The following is a 16,173-nucleotide window of genomic DNA, read 5'->3' on the forward strand; positions in this document are numbered from 1 at the left end:
ACAAATTAGTGGAAACATCACTTCACGCTACCCCTTATTCCATATGGGTTTTTCATGATCTTGCCCTGGGGTATTCCCTTTATGAATCAAACTCAGATTGTGAATTGATTAACAAAGGAAAGAGTTTACCGTTTGGAGGAGTAAAGGTTTATGGCAAGCATTTTCGATATGTCAGAATAAAAGCTAACGCTGAAAGCATTTTAGCATCCAAAGTGGTCTCAGATATTGTTCCATTCACGAGTGAATACATACAGAGCCTATTAGACAATCACTCGTAATTACCGCCTAAGCTCTTGTATCCTTAGCTCTAATCAAATAGAAATATAAAGGCCTTTGGCTATTTGGATGGCACACTTTCATATTGACACTCAAATTGGAAACTGAACTCGATAAATAATAAAAACCCATTAAATCAAATACTTAAAACTGGCACGTAACTTGATTGAATATCTAGACCTTCCATCACAAGGATGTAGATATGAGAATTACAACGTTAAGTTTGCTATTAAGTGCCCCTCTAGTCGCCAACGCAGCGCCATTCGATACCTGCCCTAGTCAAGCATACCTCTTTCAGTCGAAACCCGTTGAAGTTTGGGGTGTAAACCTAGTAACAGGTTCAACCACACTGTTAGAAGACGATACGGGTATGAATGCCAATATCAATGGTGTCGGTTTCGACTTTCAAGACAGATATATTTATGGCTATGACACCACCAACAAACGTTTAGTGCGTCTTGGTCAAGACTTCCAAGCAGAAGTTATCAATACCAGTGGCTTACCAACCGATCACACTTTCTATGTCGGCGACGTCTATGACCATGTTTACTACTTGTATCGTACAGGTAAGGGACTATTTACTGTTGACCTCTCTCCTTTAGACTCTGATCCGAATGCGACCGTCACGGTCAACAAAATCGCAGGCAGCCCTGCAACTGTAAAACTGACTGATTTTGCTTTCCATCCAAGTGATGGCTCTTTATATGGTATCGACAATAACTCGGGTGGCTTGTACAGCTTCAACCCAACTACAGGTGCAGAAACCTATATTGGTGATACCGGAGAAACAGGGACGTTTGGCGCAGGTTATTTTGATGTAAACGGCTACTATTACGTATCTCGAAATCAAGACGGTAAGATCTACCGTATCAACCTATCCCCAGATAACGCTGCAAACATCGCTGCAGGTGTCGTTCCTGCTGTAGAGTTCGTATCGAATGGCCCTTCTTCGAATCAAAATGATGGTGCTCGCTGTGCGAATGCGCCTGTCGTAGATGAAGATTCCAACATCGACTTCGGTGACGCTCCAGATACCTATCTAACGTTATTAGCAAGTAACGGTCCTCGACATGAACTAGATGGCGTGACTTGGTTAGGTACAGACGCGCCCGACGCCGATCTTGACGGCTACGTAACACCGCAATCGGATGAAAGCGTGGGTATTGATGATGAGTGGGCGAACGGTGGTATCGGTTTTGTAACCGCACTTGAAGCTGGTCTTGATTCAAAAGTGGTGATTGAGGCTTCAACAACCGGTTACCTTTCGGCTTGGATAGATTGGAACCAAGATGGCAGTTTCGATGGCGCCAACGAGCAAGTATTTACCGATTACCTGTTAGATGCGGGTGAAAACGATCTGTTCCTAAATGTCGATATCAACGCTCTGACCGGTACGACGTGGGCTCGCTTTAGATTCAGTCAACAAACCAACCTAAGTTACTTTGGCGGTTCAACCTCTGGTGAGGTGGTCGATATTCAAGTCGATGTTCTTAACGATGGTGCCGCTGCTCGTTACTTCCCAAGTGCTTCTGGTTACGCAACGCTCGCGTACGAAGATAACTGGCCTTATAAAGCTGACTACGACATGAACGATGCTGTTCTTATGTATCGTATTACTGAGATCCTTAAAGATGGAAAAGTCGTTAAATCCACCATCGACGGCCGCCTGGCTGCTGTCGGGGCATCGTACAGAAATGGTTTTGCTGTTCGACTTCCTAACCTCGACCCGAGCTTGGTGAGTAGTGGTAGCTCTTACATGAAACACAACGGCGTATTCACTGACCTTGACCTAGAAGATGGACGTAGCGAAGCAATCTTTGTTATCGCCAATGACCTGACAGAAAAAATCAGCACTGGCTGTACCTTCTACCGCACCAGTAATGGATGTAAAGAGGATGAGCAGTTCTCATTCCAAATTGGTATTACTTTAGCCGGTGACGGTGTGAGCACAGGCAGCTGGACCGATATGCCTTACGACCCGTTCATTTTCGCAACGCCTGGTTATTATCACGGTGAAAACCTACCTCTACATCCAGGACGCAGCTGGGAGGTTCACTTGCCAGACCAAGCTCCAACCGAAGCATTTGATACCACTAACCTCTTTGAAGCTGGTTTAGGCGTCGATGACAGTAATCCATCAACAGGTAAATACTTCAAAACAGTAGAAAACCACCCTTGGGCACTAATAGTGACTTCGGATGACGAATGGGAGTGGCCTTTAGAGTACGTCGATATTGTTACCGCTTACCCAGGGTTTAAAGAATACGCAGAATCCGGCGGTGAAACGAACCAAACATGGTACCAATCACCTGCAGACAACCAACGTTACGAACCATAAGGAGAGACGTTATGACTATTCACACTAAACAATATCGAGACAATCATTGCGTTGATTCAAGTCGCAATCTCTTTGAGGAAAAACGTATGTCTGTACAAAGCACTTGGAACATCAAGAAGTCACTAGCCGTTATTTTAGCTGCAGCGCCATTAGTATTAGCCGGCTGTGGAGGCGGCGGCGGTGGGGGCGGAAGTACATCTACGGCATCACCATCTACACCCTCGACACCTGCAACTCCGTCGAATCCGGTAACAGCAACGCCTTCGCCGTCTCCCGCGACAAGTGCGGTAGCAGCGCAGAGCTATACGATGAGTGATTTGGTGGTACCTGATGGATTTGACTACAACTCTGTTGAACAGTTTGATCTCAACATTGACATCAGCAGCATTTCGACAGACCGTTCTTTTGTGACCGTTTATAGCCGCTTTAGTACAAGAGATGACTCAACCTTGAAGCCGGATTACTCCAGCAAGGTCATTGCGGGCCCACTAGATAACGGTGTGTTCGCCTCCAACTTTGCAGCACCAGTAAACCATGACGCACTCTTGATAGAGATTTGGTTTTACGATGGTCAACCTCCATTACAACAAGTGGTTTCTAGCGGCGACTCTCAGATTGTCTGGCAGTAAATTGTTTAACAGCAGGTAACTTGTCGTTAGCGAGATCTCTGACGAAACAGAGTCAAAATGGATTGTTTGTAAGTAGAAAGTGAGCAGAAATGCTCACTTTTTTATTTTCGTCGAGGAGCAGTTAATTCAGCTTTCTTAGCGAGTAGCATTCACTTTACCACCAACCTCACTTATATTTTCAACATAACCTTCAAAGACTTACTCTCATGAAACAGTTAAAAATAGGTCTATTTATCTTAATGTGTGGCGTAGGCGTGTTAGTTGCCCTTGCCTATTTCCCGCTAACATCAGAGACGGGGCAACGTATTCAAGCCAAAGTAATTTCGAACACGCTGACTCAATCCTTAGATGGGCACAGGCGTTATCTGACGGTTCAGACAAAAGATAATGACGTATTTCGGCTCTCTATTGCTCCTACCACAGACTGCCCTATTGATTCTGTGGTCGCGCTTGATACATTAAACAATCAAATAACCGGACAAAGCAGTTATCAGTTCATCCACTGTCGAGCTGCACAGTAGCCATCGATGCAACAACGGTATTCGTAAAGCAACTGTATTCGCAAAAGCAACAGTAATCGCTCTACCACTGTATTCGCTAAAACAGTAAGAATCGCTAAAACAACAAGAATGGATATAACAATAATGAATCAGCCACTCATCTCACCACAACAACTTCAACAACGTTTGCTAGCAGAAGACAATATCATCATCCTCGACGCCAGCATCGAGTTTCAAATTCCAAGCGAGTCAGAAAAGATCAAAGGACAAATGATTCCTGGTGCTATTCGTTTTGACTACGACAAAGACTTTTGTAACAAGCACACTCTGCTTCCTCACATGTTTCCGAGCGAAAAACACTTCAACACTCGCACAAAAGAAATTGGCATCAATCAAGACAGTACGATTGTGGTTTACGATAACTCCGGAACCTTCGCTTCTCCTCGTGCGTGGTGGATGTTTATGGCAATGGGACACAACGACGTATTCATCTTAGATGGCGGTTTGCCAGCTTGGATCGAAGCCGGTTATGAGACCGAGACTGACTATCGCACCGAAGTAAAAGCGGGCAATTTTGAAGGCCACATTCAAGACAACTACTTTGTCAGTGCTCAGCAAATTGAAGGTTACTCAACTGACAAGAGCGCAAACATTGTAGATGCTCGTTCTCAAGCTCGCTTCGATTCAGAAGTTCCTGAACCACGTGAAGGCTTACGTAGTGGCCATATACCGAATTCGATTTGCCTACCGTTTGCTCAAGTACTCGATAACGGTAAGTTAAAGCCTCAAGAAGAGCTTATTGATATCTTTTCAACGTTAGAATTAACGCCTTCTCAACCTATGTTCTTTAGCTGTGGCTCTGGCGTAACAGCCTGCATCATATTATTAGCCGCTAAACTCGCTGACTATACTGGTGAAATGGGCGTTTACGATGGTTCATGGACGGAATGGGGTGCTAACGACAAACTACCTATCGCCGTGACTAAAAAGTAATTCAACTTCGCTTAGTGCCACTGTTAGAATATACTGCGCATGCATAAAGAGCTTACTGATAATGATGGCCTCTCGTCTCATGAAGTAAGCCTTTATGTCGCAGTTAACGCTATGTTCGTTTGAGACCAAGACTCGATTCACGCCGTTTGATTTATAGCCCACATTAAGTTGCTAACGATAATTTGTGATTAATCATAAACTAATCGTTATCGACGTTATGAATACTAATTTTTCACTCAAGAATCTCTGCTCATAGTCGTTACACTATTTAATCATTGATGCTTTCACCATTTGTGTTTGTATCTTTCGTTGCATGAATCACACTGACAACCCAATAGTTTGTCATTTGCAGTCTGTTAAAAGTAGTAACCAACAAAAGGCATCTCATGGCTCTATTTAAGAAAAATATCTGGTCGCTGTACGCGTTTATCGTACTACTGACCCTGATACTTTTCGCCGCGTTGGGAATAACAAACTGGAAAGCGAACAGAGACGACTTCATAGAGCAGCAACACATTCAGGTTGAGCTTTTTTCAAGCTCAGTCAACTCTTTGCTGACCAGTCAAGAAGCCTTGTTAGAAGTGGTTGGCCATCAACTGGCTCAACAGTCTGATTTCACACGTACTGCGTCTATCCAAATTAGGCCAATTTTAGACAAGCTACTTGAAACCCACCCTGCGATAGCAGCGTTTGGCTTGTTGAATACCGACGGTGATTACCTCTCGATCAGCTCAAATCTCGAACTTGCGAATCAAAGGAACTTGCTGCAATACGCGCCAACAAGAGACTCCTTTTTAGACGCCCTATCAAGCAGTAGCATGGTGCTTGGCCGTACCTATTTTCAAGAATCGTTGAATAGCTTGGTTATCCCGCTGAGAAAATCCATTTCAATCGATGGCAAAAAAACCGATGCAGTAATGACCGCAGGTCTACGACTAGACGCCACGATCGTATTTGAAAATAATGCTCATGCCGGAAGTTTCAATACACTAAGCCTTATCAGAAAAGACAGCTATCGCCAGTTTTATTCGAGTGATATCGAATCTGAGAGTGCGTATTCCTCTCCAGTAGGCAAAGAGGTCATACAACGTATTGCAAGTATCTTTACCGACCGCTTCGGAATTAGCGTGCAAGAAGCGATGAATGGGCAAGAAACCTACTCTTTTGTCGTCGACGATGAACAATACCACTCTTTAATGAGCGCGAAATACATCCCGAACTACAAATTGTGGGTGGTAGGACGTACCGACCTAACTCACGTCGATAGTATATTCATACAAGAGTTTAGCATTCTTTTCGTTGCCTTTATTTTTCTTCAGTTCGGTTTCTACTTTTTGGTTAAGTCGATTGCCAAGAATGAACAACGCACTCGTAGCCAACTCATTTATCAGGCGAACCATGACCCTTTAACCTCTCTGCCAAACCGTTTGTACATGCGTAGAAACATTGGCAAATGGATTGACGATGAGTCAGAGCCATTTTCGCTATTATTTATCGATATCGATAACTTTAAATGCGTTAATGACACCCACGGGCATGACTTTGGAGACAAGGTTCTCAAACAGATCGCTTTGCGTTTGATGAGGTTCCGATCTCGCCTCAGCCTATTGGTACGTGAATCCAGTGATGAGTTTTTGTTCTTAACGCCCTTGTCGAATGAAGCTGAAATTAAACGACTCGCCAAGCGCATTATTGAAGTGCTTTCTCAACCTTATGAAGTTGAAAGCGCTCAGTTTTTGTTAGGTTGCAGCATCGGCGTAGCGCGTTTCCCTGAACACGGAAAAGATCTAGATAGCCTATTACGTTCTGCCGATATTTCGATGTACAAAGCGAAACAGCAGCAAAACTCGTACAGTATTTTCACAACGGAAATGCAAGACGCGCACCTCTACAAAATGAAAGTAGAACAAAGGCTACGCATCGCTATTGAGAAACAAACACTGTTCATGGTTTTCCAACCGCTGGTTCGTGCAAATGAAAGTATTCATGGTGTAGAAGCACTCGTGCGCTGGATTGATGACGAATTGGGTTTTGTTCCGCCAGATGTCTTTATACCAATAGCTGAGAACACAGGCTTAATGCAAAAACTGGGGACTTTTATTATTGAATCCAGCATTATGCAGATCGCCCACTTGCACCGAACAACAGAACAAAAGATTGGGCTGTCGATCAACATATCAGTGCGTCAGTTTTCTCATCAATCCTTCTCTGAGCACTTGTTCGCGACACTAGAAAAGTATCAACTCTCTCCTAGCTGTTTAACGCTAGAAATTACGGAGAGCTTGTTCATTGAAGATGTGACTTTGGTGAAACCGACTTTTGAAGCCCTCAAAGAGAAGAATATAAAGATCTCTTTAGATGATTTCGGTACAGGCTATTCATCACTAAGCATGTTGAAAGCACTGCCTATCGATGAGCTTAAAATCGATAAGAGCTTTATTGAGAACATTGCTGTCGATCAGCAATCACTCACAATGGTGCAAAACATCATCGCAATCGGCAAGAACTTCGGCATGGTGGTATTAGCAGAAGGCGTAGAATCGAACGAGCACTTCGCTATTCTAAAAGCATGCGGATGTGACTTAATGCAAGGCTATTACTTCTCTCGCCCTATCCCTTACGATGAGCTGGCTACTCACCTAAACAAGCAGGTGACTGAGCACGTGGAATGTTCTGTTTAAGAACGTGAGTTAAATAGAGGAGCTAAATAAGGTAGGCGGATAAACACCTACCTTATTTTCTAGGTATTTTCTGTTCAGTTATTTATTCATTTCACTTTTTATTCATTTCACTATGCATAACATCGATCAACTGCCCGGAAGGATCTCCTGATAATTCCCAAGTAAAAATGCCGCCTAGGTCTGATTTCTTCGCCCATTCTGCCTTTGCTTTAATAGAACGCTGATCTTCAAAAGATATGAATACTTTTTTATCTGGGTTCCACAAATAAGGTGCTTGAGCTTGCTCATCATACTTATACTCATAACCTTGTTTACTACTGTAGTTATTCATAAGATCCCAAAACATGAAGTAACCGTTTTCACCAGTACCAAACTGCGCCCCTTGTTCAGAAACTAGGTCACCTTTAGGCAGCTCTCCAGCAAAGTCTTTTGTCCCTTGCCAACCTCGACCATAAAAAGCCGCCCCGATCACGAGCTTCTCGCTAGGAATACCTTGCTCTATCATCTGATTAATGAAGACATCAGCTCCCATTCCCCACCAACTACGCTCGGTGGCATGTAAGTTTGTTGTGTGACCTGTTTGAGTTCCCCAGCCTCCGAGGAAGTCATACGTCATCGCAAACATGTTCGTCAGATATGGGCTAGCTGCGTTCCAGTCAATTTGAGCTGCCTTAGCACCAACACCGACAGCCGTTGAAAGCTCGTAATCTCTTTGAGTCGTCTTTGATAGAGCGTCCAAATCACTTCTGATTGTTTTTACTAAAAGAGTAAAAGCTTCACGCTCTAGCGCTTTTTGCTCATCCGTTAGTTTCGTCTCTGGGTTCCAAGGCGAAGTGGTTAAGCCGCCGCCTCCTGGGTATTCCCAATCAAGATCAATACCATCAAAGAAGTCGTATTTTTGGATCAATTCAACAGCAGTTTTTGAAAAGTGCGCAATGGCTTGAGGATCTTTCGCCATCGCATGGAAAGGTTCAGACATTGTCCACCCTCCAAATGAGGGCAAAATTTTGATATTTTGATTGTCGGCCTTCAGTTGAGCTAACTGGGCAAAGTGACCTTTATAGGCGACATCAACACCCACGTCTCCGAAATCGACTTCTAACGCAGCTTCTTTATCCACAATAATCGCGGTATATGGTTGTTTGTCTGCACATTGCTGCTGAATTTGTTTTTGGACGGGCTCACCAGCACCGCTATGAGGACCACACATGCTCAAGAAGGCGTAAATAATATGTGAGAGCTTGTCTGCAGGTATGTCGTCAACGGTATAAGGGTTGTCTTTATTCAGATATTGCCAATCCGCAAAATACCCTGCGACGACTTTATCATCGGCATGTACTGTAGGTGTGAGCATACAAGCCGTGGCTATTGAGCTAAGCCCAAAGATAGAAATAGATTTAAAGATAGAAATAGATTTAAAGATAGAACTTGATTGGTCACTGTTGCTAGAAATAGCGTGTGTGATAAATGACAGTTTCATAATTATCTCCTTTAGTGTGGCTTAACATTAAAGAGTGATAATTCTTTCAACCGCTGAACAAATTCACTATTCGAGTCATGTCTAATAGTTATCCCCCTTATTGCACTGGTTTCATTAGGGGGAATTTCCATGATTACTCAAATAGTGAATTCAACGAAGCATAAATATCTTACTATTCACTGCCGTTTGGTTTATTCACGCTAAGTTGTTCGTCCAAGTTAAGTACCGTCAAAGCATTACTTACGCTGGTCGCTATCACATCGACCACACCGGTCCTTAGTGCGCCTAATAGAGCTAATGGCTTACTGTTCTCCGCTGCAATGGCAATGACTTCCGCAATTGGGCGGAACTCTTCCAAGGCCAAACCAATCACACGGTCACTCATTACTGTGTTTGCTGTTTTACCGTGAACATCGAAAAAGTCATAACCCGCAAAGTCACCGACGACACCTTGTAATAAACGAGATTGAACGACCTCACCTGCGGTAAACCAGCCTAAATCGACCATATAGCTGTTTTCACTCATATCACCGATACCGACTAAAGCGACATCGGCTTTTCGAGCGAGATCGAGGGTCTGCTTAACGGTGCTGTTTTCCATGAATGCGGTTTTTTGCGCTTTATTCTCGGCATAAGCAGGCGCGTACAAGGTTTCAGAGGATCCACCGTACTTTTTGGCTAGCTGCCTGCATATATGGTCGGCATTAAACATACCGCCTCTTGGGTGAATACCGCCGATACCACACACGAATTTACAGTCTCGTGGCGTAATTACGCCAGTGTGGTGAGCAACAGACGATACGTTTCGCCCTTGCCCTACTGTCACCACCATACCGTTTTTCAGTGTACTGGTAAGATAGTTCGACACTAAACCGGCTACTTGGAGTCGTTGCTTCTCTTCATTCGGTTGGTCTAGTGCCACAAGCGCACGCTTTACACCAAATCGTTCGATCAAACGTTGCTCGATCTTCGCACTAAAGACAGGGTGGTATTTCACGGTGATCTCAACAATGCCCTCATCTCGGGCTTGCTTGAGCATTCGACCAACCTTTGCACGGGAGATAGAGTACTTTTTAGATATCTCTTCTTGCGTGGCACCATCTTGATAATAAGCAACCGCTACTTCAGTGAGGAGATCAGTGTTTTCTTCGGAAACATCTTGGATATTCTTACTCATATACCACTCAACCAATATTTAACAATTATTTTACCTGCTTGAAGAACAAATGTTCGATGCTTAAGCAAGTGATACACAAGTTTACACCCCAAACATATGTAACAGCAAGGTACATTTGCTCATAGTCATAACCATGGTTTTGTTGTTGATTAATTCACCTCACTTTGCTCGTTAAACGTTTGCTTGCATAGCCCATGATTACTAGAGCGAAATATATTTGACTGAAGTCACCATACAGTACTATTTACCGTTGACTTTGGGGCTAGATCGGATAAATATGGCTACATCATTTACTCATCGAGCGATCAAATGTTCTGTGCAAATGTTCGTTCGGAGAAAAATTTAAATTAATGTAAGTTTGGCTCACTGGTACAACCATTGAGAACTTCATTAGTTAGCTTGCAAATGCCCACACCTCTCCCATTAATGAGGTGTTATGCGATACATAGGATGATCAAAATGAGCAATAAATTAGAGCAACTTCGTAAACTAACAACTGTTGTAGCTGACACTGGCGATATCGAAGCTATCAGTAAGTACACACCAGAAGACGCGACAACTAACCCATCTCTAATTCTTAAAGCTGCTCAAATTGCTGAGTATGCACCTCTAATCGATGCTTCTATCGAATACGCTAAAGCGCAAAGCGATGACAAAGCACAGCAAGTTCAAGACACTTGCGACATGCTTAACGTAAACATCGGTAAAGAAATCCTTAAAGTTGTACCTGGCCGTATTTCTACAGAAGTCGATGCTCGTCTTTCTTACGACATGGAAGGCAGCGTTGCTAAAGCTCGTCAACTTATCAAAATGTACAACGACGCTGGCATCACTAACGACCGTATCCTTATCAAACTGGCTTCTACTTGGGAAGGTATCCGTGCTGCTGAAATCCTAGAGAAAGAAGGCATCAACTGTAACCTAACGCTTCTATTCTCTTTCGCTCAAGCTCGTGCTTGTGCTGAAGCTGGCGTATTCCTAATCTCTCCTTTCGTTGGTCGCATCATGGACTGGTACAAAGCGAAAGAAGGTCGTGATTTCGAAGCTTCAGAAGATCCAGGCGTAATCTCTGTTTCAGATATCTACAACTACTACAAAGACCACGGCTACAAAACTGTTGTTATGGGCGCAAGCTTCCGTAACATCGGCGAGATCCTTGAGCTTGCTGGTTGTGACCGTCTAACTATCGCTCCTCAACTTCTAGCAGACCTAGAAGCAGCAGAAGGCGAAGTAGTAGAGAAGCTTATCGACTCTAACGGTACTAAAGAGCGTCCAGCAGCGATGACTCACGCTGAGTTCCTATGGGACCACAACCAAGATGCAATGGCTGTTGAGAAACTGGCTGAAGGCATCCGCAACTTCGCCGTTGACCAAGGCAAACTAGAAGACATGATCGCAGCTAAGCTGTAATCACTCTTACCAAATTCAAATAGGGGAACGTTCAGTTCCCCTACTTTTATCAATTTTGTTTTTCTTAATTTTTATTCGGAAGTTCTTATGAATCGCAAACATCTAGCTAACGCTATTCGTGCTCTAAGCATGGACGGCGTACAACAAGCAAACTCTGGTCACCCAGGCGCACCTATGGGTATGGCTGACATCGCTGAAGTACTTTGGCGTTCTCACTTAAACCACAACCCAGCAAACCCAGAGTGGGCTGACCGCGACCGTTTTATCCTGTCTAACGGCCACGGCTCAATGCTGATTTACTCTCTGCTGCACCTAGCAGGTTACGAGCTTTCAATTGAAGATCTTAAGAACTTCCGTCAACTGCACTCTAAGACTCCAGGTCACCCAGAGTACGGCTACGCACCAGGCATCGAAACAACGACTGGTCCTCTAGGTCAAGGCATTACTAACGCTGTTGGTATGGCTATGGCTGAGAAAGCGCTAGCTGCTCAGTTCAACAAAGAAGGCCACGACATCGTAGACCACTACACTTATGCATTCATGGGTGATGGCTGTCTGATGGAAGGTATTTCTCACGAAGCATGTTCTCTAGCAGGTACGCTTGGTCTTGGTAAGCTGGTTGCTTTCTGGGATGACAACGGTATCTCTATCGATGGCGAAGTTGAAGGTTGGTTCTCTGACGATACACCTAAGCGTTTCGAAGCTTACGGCTGGCACGTAATCCCAGCGGTAGATGGTCACGATTCTGACGCTATCAACGCAGCGATTGAAGCGGCTAAAGCAGACCCTCGCCCTACTCTAATCTGTACTAAAACAGTGATTGGCTTTGGTTCTCCAAACAAAGCAGGTACGCACGACTGTCACGGTGCTCCACTAGGCGCTGAAGAAATTGCAGCAACACGTAAAGAATTAGGTTGGGAGCACGGTCCTTTTGAAATTCCGTCGGAAGTTTACTCAGAGTGGGATGCGAAAGAAGCAGGCGCAGCTAAGGAAGCAGCGTGGAACGAGAAACTTGCAGCTTATGAAGCAGCATACCCTGAGCTGGCAGCTGAATTCAAACGCCGCGTAAACGGTGACCTACCAGCTGAGTGGGAAGAGAAAGCAAACGCAATCATCGCTGATCTTCAAGCTAACCCAGCAAACATCGCATCACGTAAAGCATCTCAAAATGCTCTAGAAGCGTTCGGTGCTATGCTACCAGAATTCATGGGCGGCTCTGCTGACCTTGCGCCTTCTAACCTAACTATGTGGTCTGGTTCTAAGTCTCTTGAAGCGAACGACTTCTCTGGTAACTACATCCATTACGGTGTACGTGAATTCGGTATGACGGCTATCATGAACGGTATCGCTCTACACGGTGGTTTCGTACCATACGGCGCAACGTTCCTAATGTTCATGGAATACGCGCGTAACGCTATGCGTATGGCTGCTCTGATGAAAACTCAGAACATCCAAGTTTACACGCATGACTCTATCGGTCTTGGCGAAGATGGTCCAACTCACCAACCAGTTGAGCAAATCGCTTCTCTACGTCTAACTCCAAACATGAGCACATGGCGCCCATGTGACCAAGTTGAGTCTGCTGTTGCTTGGAAACTAGCAATCGAGCGTAAAGATGGTCCTTCTGCACTTATCTTCTCTCGTCAAAACCTTGCACAACAAGATCGTGACGCTGAGCAAGTAGCAAACATCGCTAAGGGTGGTTACATCCTGAAAGATTGTGAAGGCAAGCCAGAGCTTATCCTTATCGCAACGGGTTCTGAAGTTGAGCTAGCGGTTAACGCTGCTGCTGAGCTAACGGCTGAAGGTAAGAAAGTACGCGTAGTTTCTATGCCTGCTACTGATGCGTTCGACAAACAAGACGCGCAGTACCGTGAGTCTGTACTTCCATCTGACGTAACGGCACGTATCGCTGTAGAAGCTGGCATCGCTGACTTCTGGTACAAGTACGTTGGTTTCGGTGGCAAGATCATCGGTATGACAACGTTCGGCGAGTCTGCACCTGCAGGTGAGCTATTCAAGATGTTCGGTTTCACTACTGAAAACGTAGTAAACACAGCGAAAGAGCTTCTAGCTTAATCTTGAATACATTGTCTCGCCCTTCAATGGGTTGATGCATACAGAAAGCCCCGCATGAAAATACGGGGCTTTTTTTGTCTTTTCTCTCATTCGGATTAAATCTAACGGCTATTTTTCTTCGAAACGCTTTGCCAGTTGGTAGAACTCATTGACTTGTTCTTTTAGCTCTGTGGAGTGGTCTTTCACAGAATGCGTTGCCACTAAGTTTTGTTCTGCGGTCGAGGCGATAGACTGCATATGCAGATTGACCTCACTCGACAGCTCACGTTGCTTATGAGCAGAACTTTCAACAGACTGCATGAGTTCATTCATGGATTGCATTAGGTTTTCGACTTCCGACAAGCGCTCTGCACTTACCTTAGCAACATCACCACACGCGTCCGTTTGCTCTCGGTTCGCCAGAATATCTTTCTGCCACCCTTCAATCGTCGTTAGCATTGTATCGATGCTCTCTTTGATCTGAACCGTAGCCTTTGAGGTTCGACCCGACAACGCACGCACTTCATCTGCAACAACAGCAAAGCCTCGTCCTTGCTCGCCCGCTCTCGCCGCTTCAATCGCAGCGTTCAGGGCCAACAAGTTGGTTTGTTCGGCGATTCCACCAATCTCTTCCATTATCTTACTTACGCTCTGCGCTTGGTCGCTCAGTTGGTAAGTCGTTTGAGTCGCCTTTTCGGCCTGAGAAGCTAGGCTCTCTAAGTTTTGATGAGTTTGATTAATGCTTTCTTTAGCGCCAGCACAGGTTTGCAAAGTCACATCAACAATCTGGTGCGCTTCTTCTGTGCGAGAAGAGACCTCATTGGCGGTGACTTCAACCTCTTCAGTCGCCTCTCGTACTTGAAGAATGTCTTTTGTTTGTTGATCTAAGGCTTCTGATACTTCAAATGACGTCGCATTTAGGTTGTCAGCCAAATCTTGTAACGGCTTGGCTGAGTCTGTCATGCGACCTAATACGGTGTGGATTCTTGCAGACAATAGTTTTAAGTGAAAATCGGCAATAGAGAACTGACTATTACCTGAATAAACAAGACGACTAACACTATCGAATTTAGATTGCAGCTTTTTCAACTGCAGTGGAGTATCAATCAGCTCTTGTCGGAAAAGCAGTGCTAATGCTGAAACAGGAAGTAGGCTCAACAACCATTGTGATACTTGCCCTACTTCGACTAGGTTTGAAACCAGAGGTGCAGCCAAAGAGCCTAACAAAACTGCGTAACGAACACTGTCACTGATCTTTAATGACCATTGGCGACCCGACTTTTCAGCCTTCAAGAGGCCTTGGTAAGCCTTATCTGCAACTTGTATCCATTCATTCTTTGGCTTAACACGAACAGATTGGTAGCCACTCACCTTACCATTGTCGTAAATTGGAGTTACATAAGCATCGACCCAGTAAAACCCACCAGATTTGGTTTTGTTTTTTACGATGCCACGCCAAGCTTTACCTTGCTTTAGGTTAACCCACATATCAGCAAAAGCGGCTTTCGGCATATCGTTATGCCTTACGATATTGTGGTGTTGCCCTAGCAATTCTTGTTGGCTGTATTCCGCTATGCGACAAAAAGCATCATTACTGTACGTAATCACGCCTTTTAAATCAGTGGTAGAGACAAGTTGTTCGTTTTCGCTGAGAAGCGTTTCACGAGATTGAGTAGATGAGCTGACAGTCATTATATTAACTTAGGTTAATTATTATTTTAGGCGAGGAATATATACAATTATTAAAGTTATGACAAAATGTGAACGTCACATTTTGTGTAAATGCCTGCTATTTATACAAATATTAGCTAAGTACCTCACAAAGCTAATAACTTCACTATCTTCTCATGCCAACAGTCACGACTCATCTAAGTTTACGGCAGTGGTAAATTTCACGGTTCTCATTGAGACAGAGGTATGGAATTTACGAATATTCAGATCTTTGCGTAGTACTCGCTCCACAAAGTCTTCGTAGGCTTGAATGTCTTTGACCGTCACAATCAGCATGAAATCAAAGCTGCCTGATATCTGATAGCACTGCGTGACCTCTTCTGCCTTTGAAATAGAATGGCGAAAGATTTGGTAAATATCCCCTCGATCACGCTCCATTTCCACGGACACAACCAAAGTCATCTTACTGCCGGTCAGTTCTGGATTATTGATGGACACACCACCGACAATCACGCCCTCTTCTCTCAGCCGTTTCACTCGCTTTAAGCAAGCAGGCGGTGACAACCCGACCAGCTCTGCTATTGTTAAATTTCACGTCATTGAAACACTGAAAGTTACTCTCAATACCCTAATTATTGATATTTTGAGTAAAAATAATTTGAGCATGGGTATTTACTAATGACTCAGTTATTACATGCGTATTTTAAAACACCGATAATAAAAAATCATCTTATTAGTTAGAACCCAACGCCTTGTATAAAGCGCCCTCCAGAATAATAACCACGACCTAATCAATGTTATTAAACATCCAAACTATCAACTATTCATTCAACAAAACCCATTAAATAACTGACAATAGAATAAATAACACTCCTTATTTTATATTAACTCTAAATGTTGAAACCGGAACGAATAATTAATTGTAATAATTATCCATTTGATTGGTAAATTTTATAAATA

The 16,173-nt window shown here is 44.0% G+C and carries 10 protein-coding genes and 2 pseudogenes; 8 read left to right on the forward strand and 4 right to left on the reverse strand.

Going from position 1 to position 16,173, the window contains the following annotated elements:
- From AB4512_RS20305 to AB4512_RS20330, 6 genes and pseudogenes are all read left to right on the forward strand, one after another.
- Window positions 1–278, forward strand: a pseudogene (locus AB4512_RS20305) (hypothetical protein); the annotation flags it as partial.
- A gap of 200 nt (window positions 279–478) precedes the next feature.
- Window positions 479–2,614 (forward strand): LruC domain-containing protein, encoded by a 2,136-nt coding sequence (locus AB4512_RS20310; RefSeq protein WP_372159096.1) that lies wholly within the window; start codon window positions 479–481, stop codon window positions 2,612–2,614.
- Window positions 2,615–2,625: 11 nt separating this feature from the next.
- Window positions 2,626–3,243: a hypothetical protein gene (locus tag AB4512_RS20315; protein ID WP_104216136.1), complete on the forward strand. Its 618-nt coding sequence runs from the start codon at window positions 2,626–2,628 to the stop codon at window positions 3,241–3,243.
- 206 nt (window positions 3,244–3,449) lie between these two features.
- The gene (locus AB4512_RS20320; RefSeq protein ID WP_017061706.1) at window positions 3,450–3,764 is read left to right on the forward strand and encodes a hypothetical protein; all 315 of its coding nucleotides are present in this window, start codon (window positions 3,450–3,452) and stop codon (window positions 3,762–3,764) included.
- A gap of 123 nt (window positions 3,765–3,887) precedes the next feature.
- The gene (locus AB4512_RS20325) at window positions 3,888–4,736 is read left to right on the forward strand and encodes a sulfurtransferase (protein WP_372175477.1); all 849 of its coding nucleotides are present in this window, start codon (window positions 3,888–3,890) and stop codon (window positions 4,734–4,736) included.
- A 386-nt stretch (window positions 4,737–5,122) separates the two neighbouring features.
- Window positions 5,123–7,417: a putative bifunctional diguanylate cyclase/phosphodiesterase gene (locus AB4512_RS20330; RefSeq protein ID WP_372175479.1), complete on the forward strand. Its 2,295-nt coding sequence runs from the start codon at window positions 5,123–5,125 to the stop codon at window positions 7,415–7,417.
- A gap of 91 nt (window positions 7,418–7,508) precedes the next feature.
- Here AB4512_RS20330 and AB4512_RS20335 read toward each other — a convergent pair whose 3' ends face one another.
- Window positions 7,509–8,897 carry a glycoside hydrolase family 18 protein gene (locus AB4512_RS20335; protein WP_372175481.1) on the reverse strand — a complete coding sequence of 463 codons (1,389 nt, stop codon included), beginning with the start codon at window positions 8,895–8,897 and terminating at the stop codon, window positions 7,509–7,511.
- Window positions 8,898–9,069: 172 nt separating this feature from the next.
- Window positions 9,070–10,074: a sugar-binding transcriptional regulator gene (locus tag AB4512_RS20340; protein WP_017065721.1), complete on the reverse strand. Its 1,005-nt coding sequence runs from the start codon at window positions 10,072–10,074 to the stop codon at window positions 9,070–9,072.
- 459 nt (window positions 10,075–10,533) lie between these two features.
- On the opposite strand from AB4512_RS20340, the gene tal reads away from it, so the two are divergent.
- Both tal and tkt read left to right on the forward strand, forming a co-directional pair.
- On the forward strand, window positions 10,534–11,484 hold the full coding sequence (gene tal, locus AB4512_RS20345; protein ID WP_046209277.1) for a transaldolase: 951 nt from the start codon (window positions 10,534–10,536) through the stop codon (window positions 11,482–11,484).
- Window positions 11,485–11,571: 87 nt separating this feature from the next.
- Entirely contained in the window at window positions 11,572–13,563 is a 1,992-nt protein-coding gene (tkt, locus tag AB4512_RS20350; protein ID WP_050645631.1) for a transketolase, read from the forward strand.
- A 108-nt stretch (window positions 13,564–13,671) separates the two neighbouring features.
- On the opposite strand, the gene AB4512_RS20355 is transcribed toward tkt, so the two are convergent.
- Together AB4512_RS20355 and AB4512_RS20360 are read right to left on the reverse strand one after the other, a co-directional pair.
- Window positions 13,672–15,234 carry a methyl-accepting chemotaxis protein gene (locus AB4512_RS20355; RefSeq protein WP_372175484.1) on the reverse strand — a complete coding sequence of 521 codons (1,563 nt, stop codon included), beginning with the start codon at window positions 15,232–15,234 and terminating at the stop codon, window positions 13,672–13,674.
- 165 nt (window positions 15,235–15,399) lie between these two features.
- A pseudogene (locus AB4512_RS20360) lies at window positions 15,400–15,804 on the reverse strand (Lrp/AsnC family transcriptional regulator); the annotation flags it as partial.
- Window positions 15,805–16,173: the final 369 nt, after the last annotated feature.

It is taken from the genome of Vibrio sp. 10N.222.52.B7 (assembly GCF_041474275.1).
GTDB classification, from domain to species: domain Bacteria; phylum Pseudomonadota; class Gammaproteobacteria; order Enterobacterales; family Vibrionaceae; genus Vibrio; species Vibrio crassostreae_C.